Here is a 17526-nt window from a genome sequence, read left to right on the forward strand (position 1 = left end):
TATCTGATTTTTATAATGATTTTTTCACTGCCTTGCGCTGCCTGGATACTGCTTTCCTGGGCCCTGGCACGCCATGCTCGCCGCCGTACAGATAGGCGGAAATGACTTCGCTCAGACGGGCCGCTTTTTCAACGTTCTTCTTGTTCGACACCATCAGCGCCACGGCCAGCGCCTCGATCATGGCCAGTGCCGTGCTGGCGCTGCTGGGCAGGACAGGATGCGTGCTTTGCGCATACAACGCATGATCGGCCAGTTCGGCCAGGGGGGATGCGGGCGAGTCGGTGAGCGCCACGACGCAGGCGCCGCGATCGCGCGCGAAGCTGGCAAGTCCGATGCAGTCGAGCGTGTAACGGGGGAACGAGAGCACCACCAGCACATCTTGCGCCGTCAGGTTAACCAGATGCCCAGCCGCCACTTCCGAACCACCGATGCCCACCACTTCCACCACATGCGGGCAAAACGGCTGCAGATGCTGCACCAGCATGCCTGCCAGGTTGGCCGACAGGCCGAATCCCATCACATACACTACCTTGGCGCGCGTCAGGCGCCGCACCACGGCCTGCATGGCAGGCGGCGAGAGGGCATCGGATGTGGCGGCGATGTTCGCGGCCGCATATTCCAGGCTTTCCGTGACGGGTGATGTGGCGCGCGCACGCCGTTCTATCGTGCGACGCAATTTATCGACTGGCTGCAACAGCGATTGCAGGGTTTCGGCCATGGCACTGCGCATGGCCGAATAATTCTTCTGGCCGATGTCGCGCGCGAAGCGGCTGATGGTTGCCGTCGATACCTGGCAGCTGTCGGCCAGCTCCTCGATGCCCAGCGCCGTCACGCGCATCTGGTTACGCAGCAGGTAATCGGCGATCTGCCGCTGCGAGGCCGAGCCGCTGGCCAGCACGTGCATCAGCGCCTGTCCCAGCGGCGCTTGCGCAAAGGCAGCATCGGGCGACGACAGGGCAGCGGCCACTGGCGTGCGGGAGCTGTTACGGGCAGGACTGGCGGATGATTTCATATCACTGGCGGCCTGTGTTCTTGTGTATGGCGGATGACGGATAAAAAGGCGAAAACGGGTCGCTGGAACTTACTCTACTCATATCAAAAAGAAAACTCAACAAATATTTGTAAAAGGATTTTCATTGATTTACTTCGTGAAAATAATGCTACATAATCGACCGAAATCCATCAACCGCGCCCCGTTTTGGGGCGAATTCGCCATGCAAGTACAACAGCATCCCATCTCCACCGCGCACGCCAGCGTATCCTGCCAGTTGAGCAGCTTTCACTTTGGCACGGCGGCTGCCGACAGCCGCAGCGGCAAGAAGGTGTATATCCAGGCGGCGTTGCATGCGGACGAAGTGCCGGGCATGCTGGTATCGCAATTTTTGCGCCGCGAACTACTGGCGCTGGAGGCGGCCGGCAAGATCCACGGCGAAGTGATCCTGGTGCCGGCAGCCAATCCCATCGGCCTGGCGCAAGCCATCCATGGCGCGCCGTTCGGTCGCTTCGACCTGACCACCGGCATCAACTTCAACCGCGCCTACCGCCACGTGGCAGATGAATTGAAAACCACGCTCGATGGCCAGCTGGGACAGGATGCGAAGGCCAACGTGGCGCTGATACGCCAGCATGCGCGCGATGCCGTCGCCGCCTGGCGGCCTGGCACGGATGCGGAAGTGCTGAAAAAAACCCTGCTGGGCATGGCCATCGATGCCGACATCGTGCTCGACCTGCATTGCGATAACGAAGCAGCCCTGCACATCTATACAGGCACGCCGCTGGCGGCGCAGATCGCGCCCCTGTCCGCACTGCTGGGCGCGCGCGCCGTGCTGCTGGAACTGGCAGCCGGGGAAGAGCCGTTCGACGAAGCCTGCAGCCGCCTGTGGTGGGATCTGGACGCGCACTTCCAGGGACGCTATCCAATCCCCGCCGCCTGCCTGTCGACCACCGTCGAATTGCGCGGCGAAGTGGAAGTGAGCTACGCCCTGGCAGAACGCGATGCCACCGCCCTGCTGCGTTTTCTCGCCATCGAGGGCGTACTGGAGATAGCCGGCGCCGGCGACAAGCTGCCCGCCCCGCAATGCGTTCCCACGCCGCTGGCCGGCGTGGAACCCATCCTCGCGCCGCATCACGGCGTACTGGTCTACCTGCGTGAAATGGGCGAGGTACTGGCCGCCGGTGACGCGATAGCCGACCTGATCGATCCCGTCAGCGGCGAGACGACGACCTTGTGCTGCACCGTCGCCGGTGTCTTCTTTGCGCGCAGCGCCCACCGCCACGTCTTGCGCGGCATGAACGTCGGCAAGGTCGCCGGCACCGTCGCCTTCCGCGGCGGCAGCCTGTTGAGCCAATAAGTGACACTACAAAGCGCCATGAGAAAATTCAAGCTCCCCAACACCTTCGTCCTGCTGTGCGCCATCCTGGCCATGATCGCCCTGGCGACATGGCTGGTGCCGGGCGGGAAATTCGACACGCAGCTGGTGAACGGCAAGCAGCTGATCATCCCGGGCACGTTTCACTACGTGGACAACAAGCCGCAGGGACTGGCAGCGCTGATGATGGCGCCCATCAAGGGCTTCGTCGACGCCAGCCTGATCATCGGCTTCGTGCTGATCGTCGGCGGCGCCTTCGCCGTGCTGCAAAAGACGGAAGCCTTCGATTCGCTGATCAAGGCCATCGCCAAGGCACACACCAGTTCGCGCTTCGTGCGCGCCGCCATCATCCCCGTCTTTTTCACCATGTTTTCCCTGGGTGGCGCCACTTTCGGCATGAACGAGGAAGCGATTCCCTTCATCCTGATCTTCGTGCCACTGGCGCTGGCCCTGGGCTATGACACCATCACGGGCGTGTCGATTCCCTTCATCGGCTCGCAGGTAGGTTTTTCCGCCGCCTTCCTGAACCCGTTCAACGTCGGTATCGCGCAGGGCATCGCCGGCGTGCCGATCTTTTCCGGCATCGGCTACCGCCTGATCGTGTGGACCATCGCCACGGCAGTCAGCATCGTCTTCCTGATGTGGTACGCGGCGCGCATCAAGCGCCATCCGGAAAAAAGCCCGACCTATCTGCTCGACATCGAAAAGCGCAGCGAACACTCGATGGACCTGGACAGCTTTGCCGGCATGACGCGCACGCACCGCGCGGTGCTGTGGATTTTCATGGCGACCTTGCTGACGATGGTCGTCGGCGTCGTCAAGTATGACTGGTTCATCGATGAAATCGCCGCCCTGTTCCTGGTCATGGCCATCGTCGTCGGCCTGGTCGGCCGACTCGACATGGACAGCCTGGTGGCGTCCTTCGTGCAGGGAGCGCGCGACATGGTGAGCGTGGCACTCGTCATCGCGCTGGCGCGCGGCACCATGATCCTGGCGCGCGATGCGCAGATCATCGACACCATGCTGCATGCGCTCACGCCCCTGGTGGCGTCGTCAAGCCCCGTCTTTGCCGCGCAAAAGATGTTCTTCATGCAGTCGGTGATCAACTTCTTCATCCATTCCGGCAGCGGCCAGGCGGCTCTCACCATGCCCATCATGGCGCCGCTGGCCGACCTCGTGGGCGTGACGCGCCAGACAGCCATTCTGGCTTTCCAGTTCGGCGAATTCACCACGCCGATGATCCCCACCTCCGGCATCACCGTCGGCGTGCTGGCGCTGGCGCGCGTGCCGTGGATTACCTGGGCCAAGTGGATGATCCCGCTGCAGCTGATCTATCTGGTGCTCGCGCTGCTGCTATTGATTCCCCCCTGCCTGATGCACTGGCAGTAAGCCAGTCAGCGCTGGTAGATGTCCGGCACATACCGCTCCATCAGCGCCTCCGGCCTGAGGGGCGGCGTAAAACCGTAGTCCGTATACAGGCCATGCGCCGTGCTCGTGGCCAGCATGAAACGGCGCAAGCCCTGCAGGTCAGGGTGGGCCACCACGGCCTCCATCAGGCGCCTGCTGTAGCCGCGGCTGCGGTACTCTTCCAGCACATACACGTCGACCAGATAGGCAAACGTGGCGTAGTCGCTGACCACGCGGGCGAACGCCACCTGGCGGCCGTCAAGCGTACCGCCAAAGCACAGAGAATGGTCGATGGCGCGCTGCACGGTGGCCAGCGGGATGCCGATGGCCCATGTCGATTGCGTGCTGAGAAAATGGTGGATGGCAGGAACGTCGAGTTCCGCCTTGTTGCTGCTGATATTCAAGTGTGACATCTCGCTGCCCGCCTGTCGTTGAAAAATACGATCATCGGCGATTTGCGCACTGCTGTCATCAGGGCTGGCGAGGATAGGGGGTACCGCCCCTCCCGACTGCCTGTGATGGTGTATTGCTGGATGCTACTGGTACCACGGGTTCTGCTGGCATTGCATGGCCGCGCTTACAGTGCGGCTTTTTCTTCGGCGCTCAAACGCTTGGCGCTGACATACACGGTGTGCATGGTGGCTTGCTCGGTGCTGGCAACGATGGGTGCTGGCGCGGCGCGGAACTTCGGCACAGCGGCAGTGGCCAGGCTGGTGGCGGCGGCGATGGCGATGATGGCGACGAAGATGGCTTCCATGTTTTTAGCGATGTTCATGATGATGTCCTTTGAGTGGCTGGTTGTGTGCTGCGATGATTGAACTGTAGGCGGACCGCCCCTGAACCGCCAGCGGATTGCGACCAAACGCACGATTCGCGGGACAGAATACAAAAAGCGCGGATGGAACGCACAACCTGCCCGCGCCGTGGCATTTGACGCTTGCCAGCCCCATTCCTGGCCATTTCAGCGCCCTGCAAGGCCCTAAAAGCCCTACCGCCTGCCAACCTTGTTTATAATCGCCCTACACTAAAGGACTTCTTTCATGACTGATCAATTCTCCAAAAAGGGCGAAGCCTGGTCGGCCCGGTTTTCCGAACCGGTCTCGGACCTCGTCAAGCGCTACACAGCTTCTGTATTTTTTGACAAGCGCCTGGCGCTGTTCGACATCGAAGGTTCGCTGGCCCATGCGGAAATGCTGCATGCGCAAGCCATCATCAGCCCGGCCGACTACGCGGAAATCCAGCGCGGCATGGCGCAAATCTCGCAGGAAATCGCCGCCGGCCAGTTCGAATGGCTGCTGGACCTGGAAGATGTCCACCTGAATATTGAAAAGCGCCTGACCGAACTGGTAGGCGATGCGGGCAAGCGCCTGCACACCGGCCGTTCGCGCAACGACCAGGTGGCCACCGACATCCGCCTGTACGTGCGTTCCGCCATCGACGACATCACCGCCCTGCTGGCGACGTTCCGCAGCGCGCTGACGGATCTGGCCGAGCAGCATGCCGACACCATCATGCCGGGCTTTACCCACATGCAGGTGGCACAGCCGATCACCTTCGGCCATCACATGCTGGCCTATGTGGAAATGTTCGGCCGCGATGCCGAGCGCATGGCCGACTGCCGCAAGCGCGTCAACCGCCTGCCGCTGGGCGCCGCAGCCCTGGCCGGCACCACCTTCCCCATCGACCGCCTGCGCGTGGCCAGGACGCTGGGCTTCGACGACGTGTGCCACAACTCGCTCGACGCCGTGTCGGACCGTGATTTCGCCATCGAATTCTGCGCCGCTGCCGCCGTGCTGATGATGCACGTGTCGCGCATGGCCGAGGAACTGGTGATCTGGATGAGCCCACGCATCGGCTTCATCGACATCGCCGACCGCTTCTGCACCGGCTCGTCGATCATGCCGCAAAAGAAAAACCCGGACGTGCCCGAGCTCGCCCGTGGCAAGACAGGCCGCGTATATGGCCACCTGATTGGCCTCTTGACCCTGATGAAAGGCCAGCCGCTGGCCTATAACAAGGATAACCAGGAAGACAAGGAACCGCTGTTCGATACCGTCGACACCGTCATTGACACGCTGCGCATCTTCGCCGACATGGCCGGTGGCATCACGGTGAAACCGGAAGCGATGCGCGCGGCAGCCCTGCAGGGTTATGCCACGGCGACCGACCTGGCCGACTACCTGGTCAAGAAGGGCTTGCCGTTCCGCGACGCCCATGAAGCAGTTGCCCTGGCCGTGCGCGCCTGCGTCGATGCCGGTTGCGACCTGGCCGACCTGTCGCTGGAACAGTTGCGCGCGTTTTCCCCGCTGACCGGTGAAGACGTGTTTGAAGTGCTGACCCTGGAAGGCTCCGTCGCCGCGCGCGACCACGTGGGTGGCACCGCGCCGCGCCAGGTGCGCGCCGCGATCGCCCGCGTGCGCTCGCAGCTGGAAAAATAAACCGCGCTTGTGCGCACAAGCGCCCCGCTGCATCGCTGCAGCGGGGCGTTTTTCATTGCGCGACGATTTTCGACAATCCAGAAAAGGCAGCGCCCGGGCTCAAGCCGAAAGGCGCGAACTGATATCATGCCCGCATTCCAAATCAGCATCGAACAAAGGAGCAGGCATGAGCATAGGTGGCACTTCCATCGAACAGGCATTGGCATCGCTGTCTGACATGACGGGCGGCATGCTCGCCATCGGCAAGGCCGAACATGCGCAACGCATCGCCAGGGCGCAAGCGTACATGCGCGAACAGGGTATCGCGGCGATCTACCTGAACGCGGGCGCCAACCTCACTTATTTCACGGGCACAAAATGGTATGCCAGCGAACGCATGGTGGGCGCCATCCTGCCGGCCAGCGGCGAGATCGAATACATCGCTCCGGCCTTCGAGGAAAGCACCTTGACGGGCTTCATGCTCATCGAAGGCCGTGTCAATTGCTGGGAAGAGCATGAAAGCCCGTACCTGCTGTTCGTCGACGTGCTGGCGCGCATGGGTGTGGCGCAAGACGCGCACCAGCCGCCGCGCGTGGGCATCTGCGAAAGCGCCGCCTTCTTCATCTATGACGGCATCAAGCCGCTGGCCCCCGGCTACGCGCTGGAAAACGCGCGCGCTGTCACGGCGTACTGCCGCAGCCGCAAGTCACAGGCGGAAATCGCCCTGATACAGCGCGTGATGGACATGACCCTGGCCGTGCACGTGGCCACGGCCAGCATGCTGTATGAAGGCATCACGACGGTGGAAGTAGAGGAATTCATCCAGCGTGCGCACCGCAAGGTGGGTGCGCCGCGCTCGTATTTTTGTATCGTGCTGTTCGGCGAAGCGACGGCCTATCCGCATGGCGTCAACTATGTACAGACACTGAAGGCAGGCGACACGGTGCTGATCGATACAGGTTGCCAGGTAATGAACTATATTTCCGACATCACGCGTACCTATGTGTTTGGCGCCATCAGCGAGCGCCAGCGCAGCGTGTGGAACAGCGAAAAGGCGGCGCAGGCAGCCGCGTTCGCCGCCGCGCAGCTAGGGGTTCCCTGCGGCGACGTGGACCGCGCCGCCCGCGTATCCCTGGAAGCAGACGGCTTCGGCCCCGGCTACAAATTGCCCGGACTGCCGCACCGCACGGGCCATGGGATCGGTCTCGATATCCACGAGTGGCCTTACCTGGTGGGCAACGACACCACGCCGCTCGACGTGGGCATGTGTTTCTCGAACGAGCCGATGATCTGCATCCCCGGCGAATTCGGCATCCGCCACGAAGACCATTTCTACATGACAGAAAACGGTCCGCGCTGGTTCACGCAACCGGCGCACAGCATCGACGATCCGTTCGGTCTGCACGCCTAGGCAGCTTACCTCAACGCCAGCCGCCGTGCCGCTGGTGCGGTGGCAATCGCCGGCACGCCGCCCTGCGCCAGCTTGAACACGGCCAGCGCAGTGCCCAGTTGTACGGCCTGTTCCTGCAGCGATTCGGCCGCCGCCGACGCCTCTTCCACCAACGCGGAGTTTTGCTGCGTCATCTGATCCATGCTGCCGATGGCCACGCCGATATCGCCGATGCCGGCGCTCTGCGCCTGGCTGGCGGCGCTGATCTCGGCCATGATGTCGGCCACTTTTTTCACGGAATCGACGATCTGGCCCATGGTCAGCCCCGCCTCGTCGACCAGCTTCGAGCCGACATTCACCCTGGCCACCGAGTCTCCTATCAATTCCTTGATTTCGCGGGCCGCTGCGGCGCTGCGCTGCGCCAGATTGCGCACCTCGGATGCCACCACGGCAAAGCCGCGCCCCTGCTCGCCCGCGCGGGCCGCTTCCACGGCCGCATTCAAGGCCAGGATATTCGTCTGGAAGGCGATGCCGTCGATCACGCCGATGATGTCGACAATGCGTTTCGATGAGTCGTTGATCTCACCCATGGTGGTGACCACCTGGCTGACCACTTGCCCGCCTTTCACGGCGACAGAAGACGCCGACACCACCAGTGCATGCGCCTGCCCCGCATTGGCCGCGTTGTCGCGCACGGTGCTTGTAAGGCTATCCATGCTGCGCGCCGTCTGATCCAGGCTGCCCGCTTGCGATTCCGTGCGTGCGGCCAGGTCCGCATTGCCTTGCGCGATTTCGGCACTGGCCACCTGGATGGTTTCAGCGGAAGCCTTGATATCGGCTACCATGCCGCCCAACTTGCCGCGCATGTCCTTCAAGGCCGCCAGCAGGCTGGCCTGGTCGCCCGCATCGGTGGCGATCTCCATCGACAGGTCACCATCGGCCACCGCGCGCGCGATCTGGCGTGCATATTCGGGTTCGCCGCCCAGCTGCTGCCAGATGGCGCGCACGACAAAGTGCGACACGGCCACCAGGCAGACGATCACGGCCAGTGCCACGGCGATGCTGGTATTGAGGGCATGGCGCACGTTGGCCGCACTGCGCTCTATGCCCTGTTTGAACTGCAATTGCGCCTGCTCGTTGGTCTTTGCCAGGTCGGCATTGAGCACTGCCAGCGCGCCCTGCATGCGCGCCACGGTCGCTTGCGGATCGCCCTCTTCCATTTCCAGCATGATGCGCGCCGCGCTCAGCGCCGGCGCATAATAGGCATCGAATTCTTTGGCCAGGCGCTGGCCCTGTTCGCGCTGGCCGGGGATCGCCGCAAAGTCGCCCAGCTTGCCGCGCAGCTTGACGGCCTGGCCGCCGACTTGCCCGATACGCTCCTTGTCGCCTTCGCTGACGGCGTCACGTAAGCCATCGCCGACGGCGGCCACGTCCAGCGTCAGCGACTTGGCCATGTCGAGCACGGGATAGTCGGCGCTTTCAGTGGCGTGAATGGAATTGAGCGCGGCCGTAGACAGGTAGGCACTGACGGCCAGTCCCAGGCCGAAGATCACGGCCGAGACGACAGGCAGCGCCCATATCTTGCGTTTGATGCTCATTGCTGTCTCCTGATGTTGATGAATTATCGGGCCGCCACATGGCGCGCGGCCCGAGCCGGCTTTATGGCGCCGTCAGCACTACTTTGACAGTACCGTCGACGGCACTCTTTTCGATATAGCCGATGGCTTTCGGATCGGCGGCCACGGCCTTTTTCACGTCGGCGCTATTGGCCACCTCTTTCGGCAAGGTCGCCTTGCCCGTGAAGACCAGCTTGGACCACAGGGCCTTCGCTTGCGACGGCTCCTTGTCCGTCACCTTCTTGTAGAACTCGGCGCGCACAGGGGCGTTTTCCGGCTGGTCGATCGGCGTCATGGCTGTCGATTTTCCGAGAAAGAATTGCGCCACCTGTTCATTCGTCATTGCGCCGGCAGCGCTCTTCGGATTGACCACAACGACTACTTCGGCCATGGCAGGAACGGCAACCGACAGCGCCAGCAAGGCAGCCACATTCAGAATAAATGGTTTCATATGGCGCTCCTTAGAAAACGAAATCGATGGCGGCGGCAGCCACCGTGACTGGACCATGGAAGCCAGGCTTGGCTTGCACGAACAGGCCAACGCCATTCTTCGGCTTGATGCGGTCGATCTGCACTTTCAGCGCGGCCGAACGGTGGAAGTCCCAGCGCACGCCGATGCTGTCCGTCGATTGCTCCAGCTGATTGAGCGTCATGGCCATGGTGTTGACGCCCGCCGACAGCGCGCGCAAAGTCGGCGTGCAGGCGGCCGGATAGCCGGCCGGGCATGCCGCCGGCACGGTGTTGTTCACGCGATCATCGGCCTTCAGGCTGGCATGGCTGTAATACGGCAAAAAGGCGCCGATGCGGTAGCCGGTCATCACATACCACGAGGTGCTGTCATTGATGTAGCTATCCGTCTTGCGCTTGGCGTACTCGGACTGCAACAGGATATTGTTCCAGTCCAGGCCCAGGCCAACGGAAGTAAACGAGGCTTTCTTGTTCTTCACCACCAGCGCATCGGCCAGTGCGCCCAACTGGACAAACTTGTAGCCAGCGCCGGCTGCGCGCAAGGCCGCCATCAGCGCATTCTGGCTGGCAGAATCGTCGATGCTCAGCTTGGTTTCGGCGCGACCGAAACGCACAGTAACGGGGCCATGTTCAGCCACCAGGTTGAGGGCGACGATGGACTTGCCTTCCACGTGCACAGTGGATTCGGGGCCAGTGGCCAGGGTCGCCTTGGTGCGGCCCAGCGCCAGCTGCGTGGTGATGCTGGTGTCGCCCGCGCTGAACTGGTAGGTACCGTCGATGCCGTCGATGCTGTTCAGGGGTACCTGCGAATACATTTCTCCCGGTGGACGCAGCATGGTGTTGGCATAGCCCACGTTACGGTAATCGGAAATCATGAAGACGGGCAGGCCCATGCGGCCAACGCGCACGCTGAAGCTGTCCGACACTTTGGCCTTGGCAAAAGCCCACGCCAGTTCGGCGCCGAAATCATCCTCGCCATCCTTGCGCGCCAGGCCCTGCACGGTGGCCGACAGCCACGGGTTGACGGTAACATTGGCCTGCAGGCCCAGGTTGGAATCGACGCCCGTGCGGGCAGTGCGGCCCGCGCCGGCAGCCTGGTTCGGGCGCGCGAACTGCGCGTTGTCCGTATCAGCCATGGTCAGCGCGGCCGAGCCGTAACCGCTGATCTTGACGGTCGGGCCACTGGCGACATCTTCGGCGTAGGCGTGGCTGATGGCCAGGGGCATGGCCAACAGGAAAAGCAGGACGTGTTTATTCATAGTAATTAAATACCCGTAGCGGTGAACATTAATCGTGGAGTGGATTCGAGGTTGGTGGCGCAGCGACCGTAAAAGGCCGGGTCCGTTTCTTCGCGCCGCCATCGCCTGGGGCGTGCATGGCTGCGTAACCAGTGAATGACCACATGCTACAGAAAAAAGGTTTTACTTTGGAATGTTTTCTTGAGGCAATGAGCGAATTCGTCCCTTTTCCCGAAAAAAGCATGCGTTCTAGAGGGGTTTATCTAAAAAAAACGCCGTGCAAAACCACACTTTCGCTATATTTTTCATACACTTATGGATAAATCAAGACAAAAATAACTCGGATAAAAAAAACGCCACCCGCACAAAGATCACGGGTGGCGCTGGCCGATGCGGTGCTACAGCAACGCTTACTCGCGCTTCGACACCAGGGTCAGAATATCGTAGCTGGCCACCAATTCCTCGTTCTGGTTGGTCACCTGTACGTCCCACGCGACTACGCCCTGGCCCACGCCAAACACGTCCTTGCGGTTGCGGTCAACCTTGCGCTTGCAGGTCAGGCGGGCGCGGATGGTGTCGCCGATGGCGACGGGGGCGACGAAGCGGAGGTTGTCCAGGCCATAATTGGCCAGCACGGGGCCGACGCCGGGCGAGACGAACAGGCCGGCGGCAGCCGACAGCACGAAATAGCCGTGGGCGATGCGCTTGCCGAACTGTGATTCCTTCGCCGCGATTTCGTCGAAGTGCATGTAGAAGAAGTCGCCCGAGATGCCGCCGAAGGCGACGATGTCCGCTTCGCTGACGGTGCGGCGGTGCGTCAGCAGCGAGTCGCCCGTCTTCAAGTCTTCGAAGTGCTTGCGGAACGGGTGGATCGGGCTTTCATTGACGTCCGCGCCGCGCACATATTCACCGGTGATCGCCGCCAGCATGGTCGGCGAGCCTTGCACCGCCGCCCGTTGCAGGTAGTGGCGCACGGCGCGCACGCCGCCCAGTTCCTCGCCGCCGCCCGCGCGGCCAGGGCCGCCGTGCTTCAGTTGCGGCAAAGGCGAACCATGGCCCGTCGAATCGACGGAGGCCACGCGCTCAAGCACATGCACGCGGCCATGCGTGGCCGCCACTTGCGGCACCACGCGCGCGGCGATCTTCGGATCGCGCGTCACCAGGGTACTCACCAGGCTGCCCTTGCCGCGCGCGGCGAGGGCCAGCGCTTCGTCGATATCCGTGTAGCCCATCATGGTGCTGACGGGGCCGAACGCTTCCACGTCATGCACGGCATCGTTGGCGAAGGCATCACGGCACAGCAGCAAGGTCGGCGAAAAGAAGCTGCCATCCTGCGCGCCATCGCCCAGAGGATGGAAGCCGTCGGCCGCGCCGAACACCACCTCGTTGCCTTGCGACAAGGTGGCGACCCGTTCGGCCACGTCGTTCTGCTGTTCTTTCGATGCCAGCGCCCCCATACGCACGCCTTCGATGGACGGGTCGCCCACCACCACCTTGGCCAGGCGTTCGCGCAAGCGCGTACCGACAGCATCTATCAGGTGCTCGGGCACGATGATGCGGCGAATCGCCGTGCACTTCTGCCCCGACTTGCCCGTCATTTCGCGCACGACTTCCTTGACGAACAGGTCGAATTCCACGTCGTCGGGCGTGACGTCCGGCGCCAGGATGGCGCAGTTGAGCGAATCGGCTTCGCCATTGAAGGGCACGGACTGGGCGATCAGATTCGGATTGGTGCGCAGCTTGGCGGCCGTGGCGGCCGACCCCGTGAACGTGACGAAGTCCTGGCCATTCAGGCGGTCCAGCAAGTCGCCCGTGGAGCCGATCACCAGTTGCAGGCTGCCGGCCGGCAGCAAGCCCGATTCATGCATCATGCGCACGACGGCTTGCGTCAGATAGCTCGTCGCCGTGGCCGGCTTGGCGATGCAGGGCATGGCGGCCAGGAAGCTCGGCGCAAATTTTTCCAGCAAGCCCCAGATGGGGAAATTGAAGGCGTTGATGTGCACGGCCAGGCCGCCGCGCGGCACCAGGATGTGCGTGCCGGCGAAACCGCCCTTCTTGCCCAGCGCGATGGCCGGGCCTTCGTGCAGCACGTTCGACGACGGCAGCTCGTTGCTGCCCATGCTGGCGTAGGCGAACAGGGTGCCCGTGCCGCCCTCGATGTCGACCCAGCTATCGGCGCGCGTGGCGCCCGACAGGTGCGAGATCGCATACAGTTCTTCCTTGCGCTCGACCAGGTACAGTGCCAATGCTTTCAAGCGCGCGGCGCGCTGCTGGAAGTCCAGCGCCATCAGGCCCGGCACACCCGTCTTGCGGGCATACGTGACGGCTTCGTCGAAGTCGATCTTCTCAGCATGCGTGTGATAGATCACGCGGTTGTTCAAGGCGCTATGCAGGGCCACGGCGGCGCTTTCGCCCAGCCAGCGGCCGGCGATCAGGCTTTGCAGGGTGGATATTTGAGCCATCTGTACTACTCCTATGTTGGTTGACTGCGTGCTTACTGCGCTGCGGCGTTCTTGTGCAAATGCAGCGGCAATGCGGATTCAAAATTGAGACGCTGGCGATTCGCCTCGACTTCCGTCAGGGCATCCACTTCGCGCATCGTCTGCATGGAGCGCACGGCCAGTTCGTGGTACTGGCTGGTGCCCGAGCTTTTCCACTTGATTTCATCGTCGGTGAGCGCCCGTATCACCTTGGCCGGCGTGCCCACCACCATGCTGCGCGGCGCGACGATCATGCCCGCCTTGACGAAACTCATGGCCGCGACGATGGATTCCTCGCCGATGATGGCGTTATCCATCACCACGGCATTCATGCCGACGAGCGCGTTGCGGCCGATGCGGCAGCCATGCAGCACGGCACCATGGCCGATGTGACCGTCGACTTCGACCACGGTGTCGCAGCCGGGGAAACCGTGCATGACGCAGGTATCCTGCAGATTCGCGCCCTCTTCCAGGATCAATCGGCCGAAGTCGCCGCGGATCGAGGCCAGCGGACCGATATAGCAGCGCGGGCCGACGATCACGTCGCCGATCAGCACGGCCGACGGATGCACATAGGCGCTGGGGTGGACGACGGGGGTGACGCCGTTGATTTCGTAGACTTTGACCATAAAAACTCCTATATGCCTTGAGATAAAGCGTGCTTTCAGCCCAAGACCTCAACTGCCGGGGTCGGACCCTCAGGGTCCGACCCCGGTCTCTGCTCTTGGGTTACATGCCGAGATAGGCGCTTTGTACCTGCTCGTTATGCAGCAACTCGGGACCGGGACCGGACAGCGTGATGGCGCCCGTCTCGATGACGTACCCCACGTCAGCGATCGACAGGGCCGCGTGGGCGTTCTGCTCGACGAGGAAGATGGTGATGCCCTGGTCGCGCAACTCGGCCACGATGCGGAAGATTTCGGCGATCAGCAAGGGTGCCAGGCCCATGCTGGGCTCGTCGAGCAACAGCAGTTGCGGGCGGCCCATCAGCGCGCGCGCCATGGCCAGCATCTGCTGCTGCCCCCCGGACAGCGTACCGGCCAGCAGCAGCCGCTTTTCCTTCAAGATGGGAAACAGGCCGTACATGCGCTCCATGTCGCCCGCCACGTCCTGCGCGGGGCGCGTAAAGGCGCCCAGGCGCAGATTGTCTTCCACCGTCATGGGGGCGAACACTTGCCGCCCTTCCGGCACCTGGCAAATGCCGGCACGCACGCGCTTGTCGGCGCTCATGCGGCTGACGTCCTGGCCGGCGAAGGCGATGCTGCCGGCGCCGATCGGCTGCACGCCCGAAATCGCCCGCAACAGGGTGGTCTTGCCGGCGCCATTCGCGCCCACCAGCGCCACCAGTTGCCCCTGGCGCACCTGCAAGTCGATGCCGTGCAGGGCCTGGATGCGGCCATAGTGGCTGGTCAAGCCTTTGATATCGAGCACCAGCGGAGTCTGAGGTTTTTCCATCTTCATCATGCCGCCACTCCCAGGTATGCCGCCACCACGTCGGGATTGGCGCGCACTTCGGCGGCGGTCCCTTCGGCCAGCTTCTTGCCATAGTCGAGCACCAGGATATGGTCCGACAGGTTCATCACCAGTTTCATGTCATGCTCGACCAGCACCACCGTCACGCCCGATTGCGCCACCTTGCGTATCAAGGCTTCGATCTCGCCCGTCTCGGTATGGTTCAAACCAGCCGCCGCTTCATCGAGCAGCAGCACCTTCGGCTTGGCCGCCAGTGCGCGCGCGATTTCCAGGCGCTTTAAGGCGCCATACGACATCTGTCCCGCCTCGTCGTCGATATGCCGCCCCACGCCGACAAACTCCATCAGGCTGGCCGCCTCGTCGCGGCAGGCCGCATCGGCACGGCGCACGGACGGCAAACGCAGCATGGAGGCAAACAGGTTCTGGTTCAGGCGCAGGTGCGCGCCCACCATCACATTATCGATGGCCGTCATGTTCATGCACACTTGCAGGTTCTGGAAGGTGCGGCTCATGCCGCGCCGCGCCAGCGCATCGGGCGGCATGGCGGCCACGTTTTCGCCATTCAGCAAAATCTCGCCGCTGGTCGGCGTGTACACGCCCGTGATCAAATTGAACAAGGTCGTCTTGCCGGCGCCGTTCGGCCCGATCACGGAGTGGATATTGCCTTCCTTGACGGTGAAGCTCACGTCCTGCACCGCGTGCACACCGCCAAAGCGCTTGCTCAGATTATTAATCGTCAGCATCTCACACCTCCAGCGCGGATTTGACGGGCGCCTTGGGCGTGGCGGCACGCTTGCGCGAACGGCTGGCCAGGCTGGGTACCAGGCCTTTGGGCATGAAAATCATGGTCGCCATCAGGATCACGCCGAACACCACCGTTTCCCAGCCTTCAAAACTGGACAACAGTTGCGGCAGGATCGTCAGCAGGGCTGCACCGATGATGGAACCGAAGATCGACGCCATGCCGCCCACCACCACCATCGTCACCAGCTCGATCGAGTGGAAGAAGCCGGCCAGGTTGGGGGTGATAAAACCGATGTAATGGGCGCTGATGCTGCCTGCGATACTGGCAATGACGGCCGACAGCACAAACACGCGGACCTTGAAGCGGGTCGTGTCGACACCGACCACGCGGGCCGCCACTTCCGAGCCGTGGATCGCTTGCAGTGCGCGCCCGACGGGCGAATCGATCAGGTTCAGGGCCAGCCAGGTGACCAGCAACAACAGTACGGCGCAGACCAGGTACCACGCTTTCTCACCGGCGATTTCCAGGCCGGCCAGCGTGAAGGCGGACACGCCTATCCCATCGGGGCCGCCCGTCCACTGCGTCTCGTTGTTGATGACGATGGAAATGATGATACCCAGGCCCAGCGTCGCCATGGCCAGGGTATGGCCCTTGAGCTTCAATACGGGGCGGGCCAGCAACAGCGCCAGCAGCCCAGTCGCGACGGCGCCCGCCGCCAGCGCAGCCAGAGGCGGCCAGGCATAGTGCGTGGTCAGCACAGCCGACGCGTAGGCGCCCAGGCCATAGAAACCCGCGTGGCCCAGGCTGATCTGGCCCGTGTAGCCCATCAACAGGTTCAGGCCGATGACGACGATGGCGTTGAGCGCAATGCGGATCGCCACGTCATAGTAGAACGCATTGGTGAGGAACAGCGGCAAAATGGCCAGCACCAGGGCCAGCACCAGCAGTCCACCGTGGCGTGAGCGGGAAAATAATGTTGATAACCGCGTCTTCATACACGCTCCGAATTTTTAGCGCCAAACAAGCCTTGCGGCAGGAAGAACAGGATCAATAAAATCAGCACGAATGGCACGGCGTCCTTGTAGGCCGACGAAATGTAACCGGCCGTCATGGCTTCGGCGATGCCCAGGATCAGGCCACCTGCAATCGCACCGGCACCGCCGCCCAGGCCACCGAGTACGGCGGCGACAAAACCTTTCAGGCCCAGCATGATGCCCGCGTCATACGAGGTATACGTGATCGGCGCGACCAGGATGCCGCCCGCCGCGCCCAGCAGGGCTGACAGACCGAACGAAAACAGCAGCACCTTGCGCGTGTTGATGCCCACCAGTTGCGCGGCCAGCTTGTTGTGCGACGTGGCCAGCATGGCCTTGCCCATCAGGGTGCGGCCGAAGAACCAGCCCAGCACCAGCACGATGACGATGGTGACACCCAGCACCCACAGGCTTTGCGGCAGCAGGCTGGCGCCCAAAAATTCGATCGGCGCGTCGCCGGAAAAGGCAGGCAGTGTATGCGTATCCTTGCCCAGCCAGATTTGCACCAGGCCGCGCAGCACCAGCGAGGCACCAATGGTGATGATCAACAGGGTAATGACCTGCGCATTTTGCGCCGGTTCGATCACGGTTTTTTCCATCAACAGGCCAACCAGGCCCGTGGCGATGACAGCCAGGATGATGGCCAGCGGCAGCGGCACGCCAGCGGCGGACATCACGGCGGCCAGCATCCCGCCCAGCATGATGAATTCGCCTTGCGCGAAGTTGATCACGCCGCTGGTGTTGTAAATGATGGTGAAGCCCAACGCCGCCAGCGCGTAGGCGGAACCGACCGTCATCCCGGAATACAGAAATTGTAAAAATTGAGCGACTTCCATGGTGTCTCCATTATGTTCGGCTATGCGCGGGCTGCCTTCGAGGGCGGCCCGCG

The 17526-nt window shown here is 62.6% G+C and carries 16 protein-coding genes; 4 read left to right on the forward strand and 12 right to left on the reverse strand.

Going from position 1 to position 17526, the window contains the following annotated elements; translation table 11 throughout:
* Positions 1-10: 10 nt before the first annotated feature.
* Complete coding sequence (locus tag ACQ4WN_RS01960) at positions 11-1012, reverse strand: MurR/RpiR family transcriptional regulator (RefSeq protein WP_436550019.1); 1002 nt, start codon at positions 1010-1012, stop codon at positions 11-13.
* 202 nt (positions 1013-1214) lie between these two features.
* Between ACQ4WN_RS01960 and ACQ4WN_RS01965 the strand changes: the two genes are divergently transcribed.
* Together ACQ4WN_RS01965 and ACQ4WN_RS01970 are read left to right on the forward strand one after the other, a co-directional pair.
* Positions 1215-2351, forward strand: coding sequence for a succinylglutamate desuccinylase/aspartoacylase family protein (locus tag ACQ4WN_RS01965; RefSeq protein WP_436550020.1), 1137 nt, complete (start codon positions 1215-1217; stop codon positions 2349-2351).
* An 18-nt stretch (positions 2352-2369) separates the two neighbouring features.
* Positions 2370-3758, forward strand: a complete 1389-nt coding sequence (locus ACQ4WN_RS01970) for a YfcC family protein (RefSeq protein WP_436550021.1) — start codon at positions 2370-2372, stop codon at positions 3756-3758.
* Positions 3759-3763: 5 nt separating this feature from the next.
* On the opposite strand, the gene ACQ4WN_RS01975 is transcribed toward ACQ4WN_RS01970, so the two are convergent.
* Together ACQ4WN_RS01975 and ACQ4WN_RS01980 are read right to left on the reverse strand one after the other, a co-directional pair.
* A complete protein-coding gene (locus ACQ4WN_RS01975) occupies positions 3764-4189 on the reverse strand; it encodes a GNAT family N-acetyltransferase (RefSeq protein WP_436550022.1) in 426 nt (141 codons plus the stop codon).
* Positions 4190-4353: 164 nt separating this feature from the next.
* On the reverse strand, positions 4354-4551 hold the full coding sequence (locus ACQ4WN_RS01980) for a hypothetical protein (RefSeq protein WP_436550023.1): 198 nt from the start codon (positions 4549-4551) through the stop codon (positions 4354-4356).
* Positions 4552-4816: 265 nt separating this feature from the next.
* On the opposite strand from ACQ4WN_RS01980, the gene argH reads away from it, so the two are divergent.
* Positions 4817-6214: an argininosuccinate lyase gene (argH, locus tag ACQ4WN_RS01985; protein WP_436550024.1), complete on the forward strand. Its 1398-nt coding sequence runs from the start codon at positions 4817-4819 to the stop codon at positions 6212-6214.
* Between the two features lie 166 nt (positions 6215-6380).
* On the forward strand, positions 6381-7604 hold the full coding sequence (locus ACQ4WN_RS01990; RefSeq protein WP_436550025.1) for a M24 family metallopeptidase: 1224 nt from the start codon (positions 6381-6383) through the stop codon (positions 7602-7604).
* A gap of 5 nt (positions 7605-7609) precedes the next feature.
* Here ACQ4WN_RS01990 and ACQ4WN_RS01995 read toward each other — a convergent pair whose 3' ends face one another.
* The 9 genes from ACQ4WN_RS01995 to ACQ4WN_RS02035 form a co-directional block, all read right to left on the reverse strand.
* A complete protein-coding gene (locus ACQ4WN_RS01995) occupies positions 7610-9181 on the reverse strand; it encodes a methyl-accepting chemotaxis protein (protein ID WP_436550026.1) in 1572 nt (523 codons plus the stop codon).
* Positions 9182-9242: 61 nt separating this feature from the next.
* Entirely contained in the window at positions 9243-9650 is a 408-nt protein-coding gene (locus ACQ4WN_RS02000; RefSeq protein ID WP_436550027.1) for a type 2 periplasmic-binding domain-containing protein, read from the reverse strand.
* 10 nt (positions 9651-9660) lie between these two features.
* Positions 9661-10926, reverse strand: a complete 1266-nt coding sequence (locus ACQ4WN_RS02005) for a hypothetical protein (RefSeq protein WP_436550028.1) — start codon at positions 10924-10926, stop codon at positions 9661-9663.
* Positions 10927-11315: 389 nt separating this feature from the next.
* Entirely contained in the window at positions 11316-13367 is a 2052-nt protein-coding gene (gene paaZ, locus ACQ4WN_RS02010; RefSeq protein WP_436550029.1) for a phenylacetic acid degradation bifunctional protein PaaZ, read from the reverse strand.
* Between the two features lie 32 nt (positions 13368-13399).
* Positions 13400-14014 carry a phenylacetic acid degradation protein PaaY gene (gene paaY / locus ACQ4WN_RS02015; protein ID WP_436550030.1) on the reverse strand — a complete coding sequence of 205 codons (615 nt, stop codon included), beginning with the start codon at positions 14012-14014 and terminating at the stop codon, positions 13400-13402.
* 100 nt (positions 14015-14114) lie between these two features.
* Positions 14115-14846: an ABC transporter ATP-binding protein gene (locus ACQ4WN_RS02020; RefSeq protein ID WP_436550094.1), complete on the reverse strand. Its 732-nt coding sequence runs from the start codon at positions 14844-14846 to the stop codon at positions 14115-14117.
* Positions 14846-15601: an ABC transporter ATP-binding protein gene (locus ACQ4WN_RS02025; RefSeq protein ID WP_436550031.1), complete on the reverse strand. Its 756-nt coding sequence runs from the start codon at positions 15599-15601 to the stop codon at positions 14846-14848. The genes ACQ4WN_RS02020 and ACQ4WN_RS02025 overlap by 1 nt, the downstream gene beginning before the upstream one ends.
* A 1-nt stretch (position 15602) precedes the next feature.
* A complete protein-coding gene (locus ACQ4WN_RS02030; RefSeq protein WP_436550032.1) occupies positions 15603-16598 on the reverse strand; it encodes a branched-chain amino acid ABC transporter permease in 996 nt (331 codons plus the stop codon).
* On the reverse strand, positions 16595-17473 hold the full coding sequence (locus ACQ4WN_RS02035; protein WP_426087774.1) for a branched-chain amino acid ABC transporter permease: 879 nt from the start codon (positions 17471-17473) through the stop codon (positions 16595-16597). Before ACQ4WN_RS02035 ends, ACQ4WN_RS02030 begins: the two co-directional genes overlap by 4 nt.
* Between the last annotated feature and the right edge of the window lie 53 nt (positions 17474-17526).

This window comes from Janthinobacterium pasteuri, assembly GCF_051380775.1.
Taxonomy (GTDB): domain Bacteria; phylum Pseudomonadota; class Gammaproteobacteria; order Burkholderiales; family Burkholderiaceae_D; genus Janthinobacterium.

Excerpts from the sequence above, each read along its gene's own strand:
- ACQ4WN_RS01970 (WP_436550021.1), top strand. The coding sequence starts at position 2,370 with ATGAGAAAATTCAAGCTCCCCAACACCTTCGTCCTGCTGTGCGCCATC.
- ACQ4WN_RS01975 (WP_436550022.1), bottom strand. The coding sequence starts at position 4,189 with ATGTCACACTTGAATATCAGCAGCAACAAGGCGGAACTCGACGTTCCT.
- ACQ4WN_RS02025 (WP_436550031.1), bottom strand. The coding sequence starts at position 15,601 with ATGCTGACGATTAATAATCTGAGCAAGCGCTTTGGCGGTGTGCACGCG.
- argH (WP_436550024.1), top strand. The coding sequence starts at position 4,817 with ATGACTGATCAATTCTCCAAAAAGGGCGAAGCCTGGTCGGCCCGGTTT.
- paaZ (WP_436550029.1), bottom strand. The coding sequence starts at position 13,367 with ATGGCTCAAATATCCACCCTGCAAAGCCTGATCGCCGGCCGCTGGCTG.
- ACQ4WN_RS01965 (WP_436550020.1), top strand. The coding sequence starts at position 1,215 with ATGCAAGTACAACAGCATCCCATCTCCACCGCGCACGCCAGCGTATCC.
- ACQ4WN_RS02005 (WP_436550028.1), bottom strand. The coding sequence starts at position 10,926 with ATGAATAAACACGTCCTGCTTTTCCTGTTGGCCATGCCCCTGGCCATC.
- paaY (WP_436550030.1), bottom strand. The coding sequence starts at position 14,014 with ATGGTCAAAGTCTACGAAATCAACGGCGTCACCCCCGTCGTCCACCCC.
- ACQ4WN_RS01960 (WP_436550019.1), bottom strand. The coding sequence starts at position 1,012 with ATGAAATCATCCGCCAGTCCTGCCCGTAACAGCTCCCGCACGCCAGTG.
- ACQ4WN_RS02035 (WP_426087774.1), bottom strand. The coding sequence starts at position 17,473 with ATGGAAGTCGCTCAATTTTTACAATTTCTGTATTCCGGGATGACGGTC.
- ACQ4WN_RS02030 (WP_436550032.1), bottom strand. The coding sequence starts at position 16,598 with ATGAAGACGCGGTTATCAACATTATTTTCCCGCTCACGCCACGGTGGA.
- ACQ4WN_RS01980 (WP_436550023.1), bottom strand. The coding sequence starts at position 4,551 with ATGAACATCGCTAAAAACATGGAAGCCATCTTCGTCGCCATCATCGCC.
- ACQ4WN_RS02000 (WP_436550027.1), bottom strand. The coding sequence starts at position 9,650 with ATGAAACCATTTATTCTGAATGTGGCTGCCTTGCTGGCGCTGTCGGTT.
- ACQ4WN_RS01995 (WP_436550026.1), bottom strand. The coding sequence starts at position 9,181 with ATGAGCATCAAACGCAAGATATGGGCGCTGCCTGTCGTCTCGGCCGTG.
- ACQ4WN_RS02020 (WP_436550094.1), bottom strand. The coding sequence starts at position 14,846 with ATGAAGATGGAAAAACCTCAGACTCCGCTGGTGCTCGATATCAAAGGC.
- ACQ4WN_RS01990 (WP_436550025.1), top strand. The coding sequence starts at position 6,381 with ATGAGCATAGGTGGCACTTCCATCGAACAGGCATTGGCATCGCTGTCT.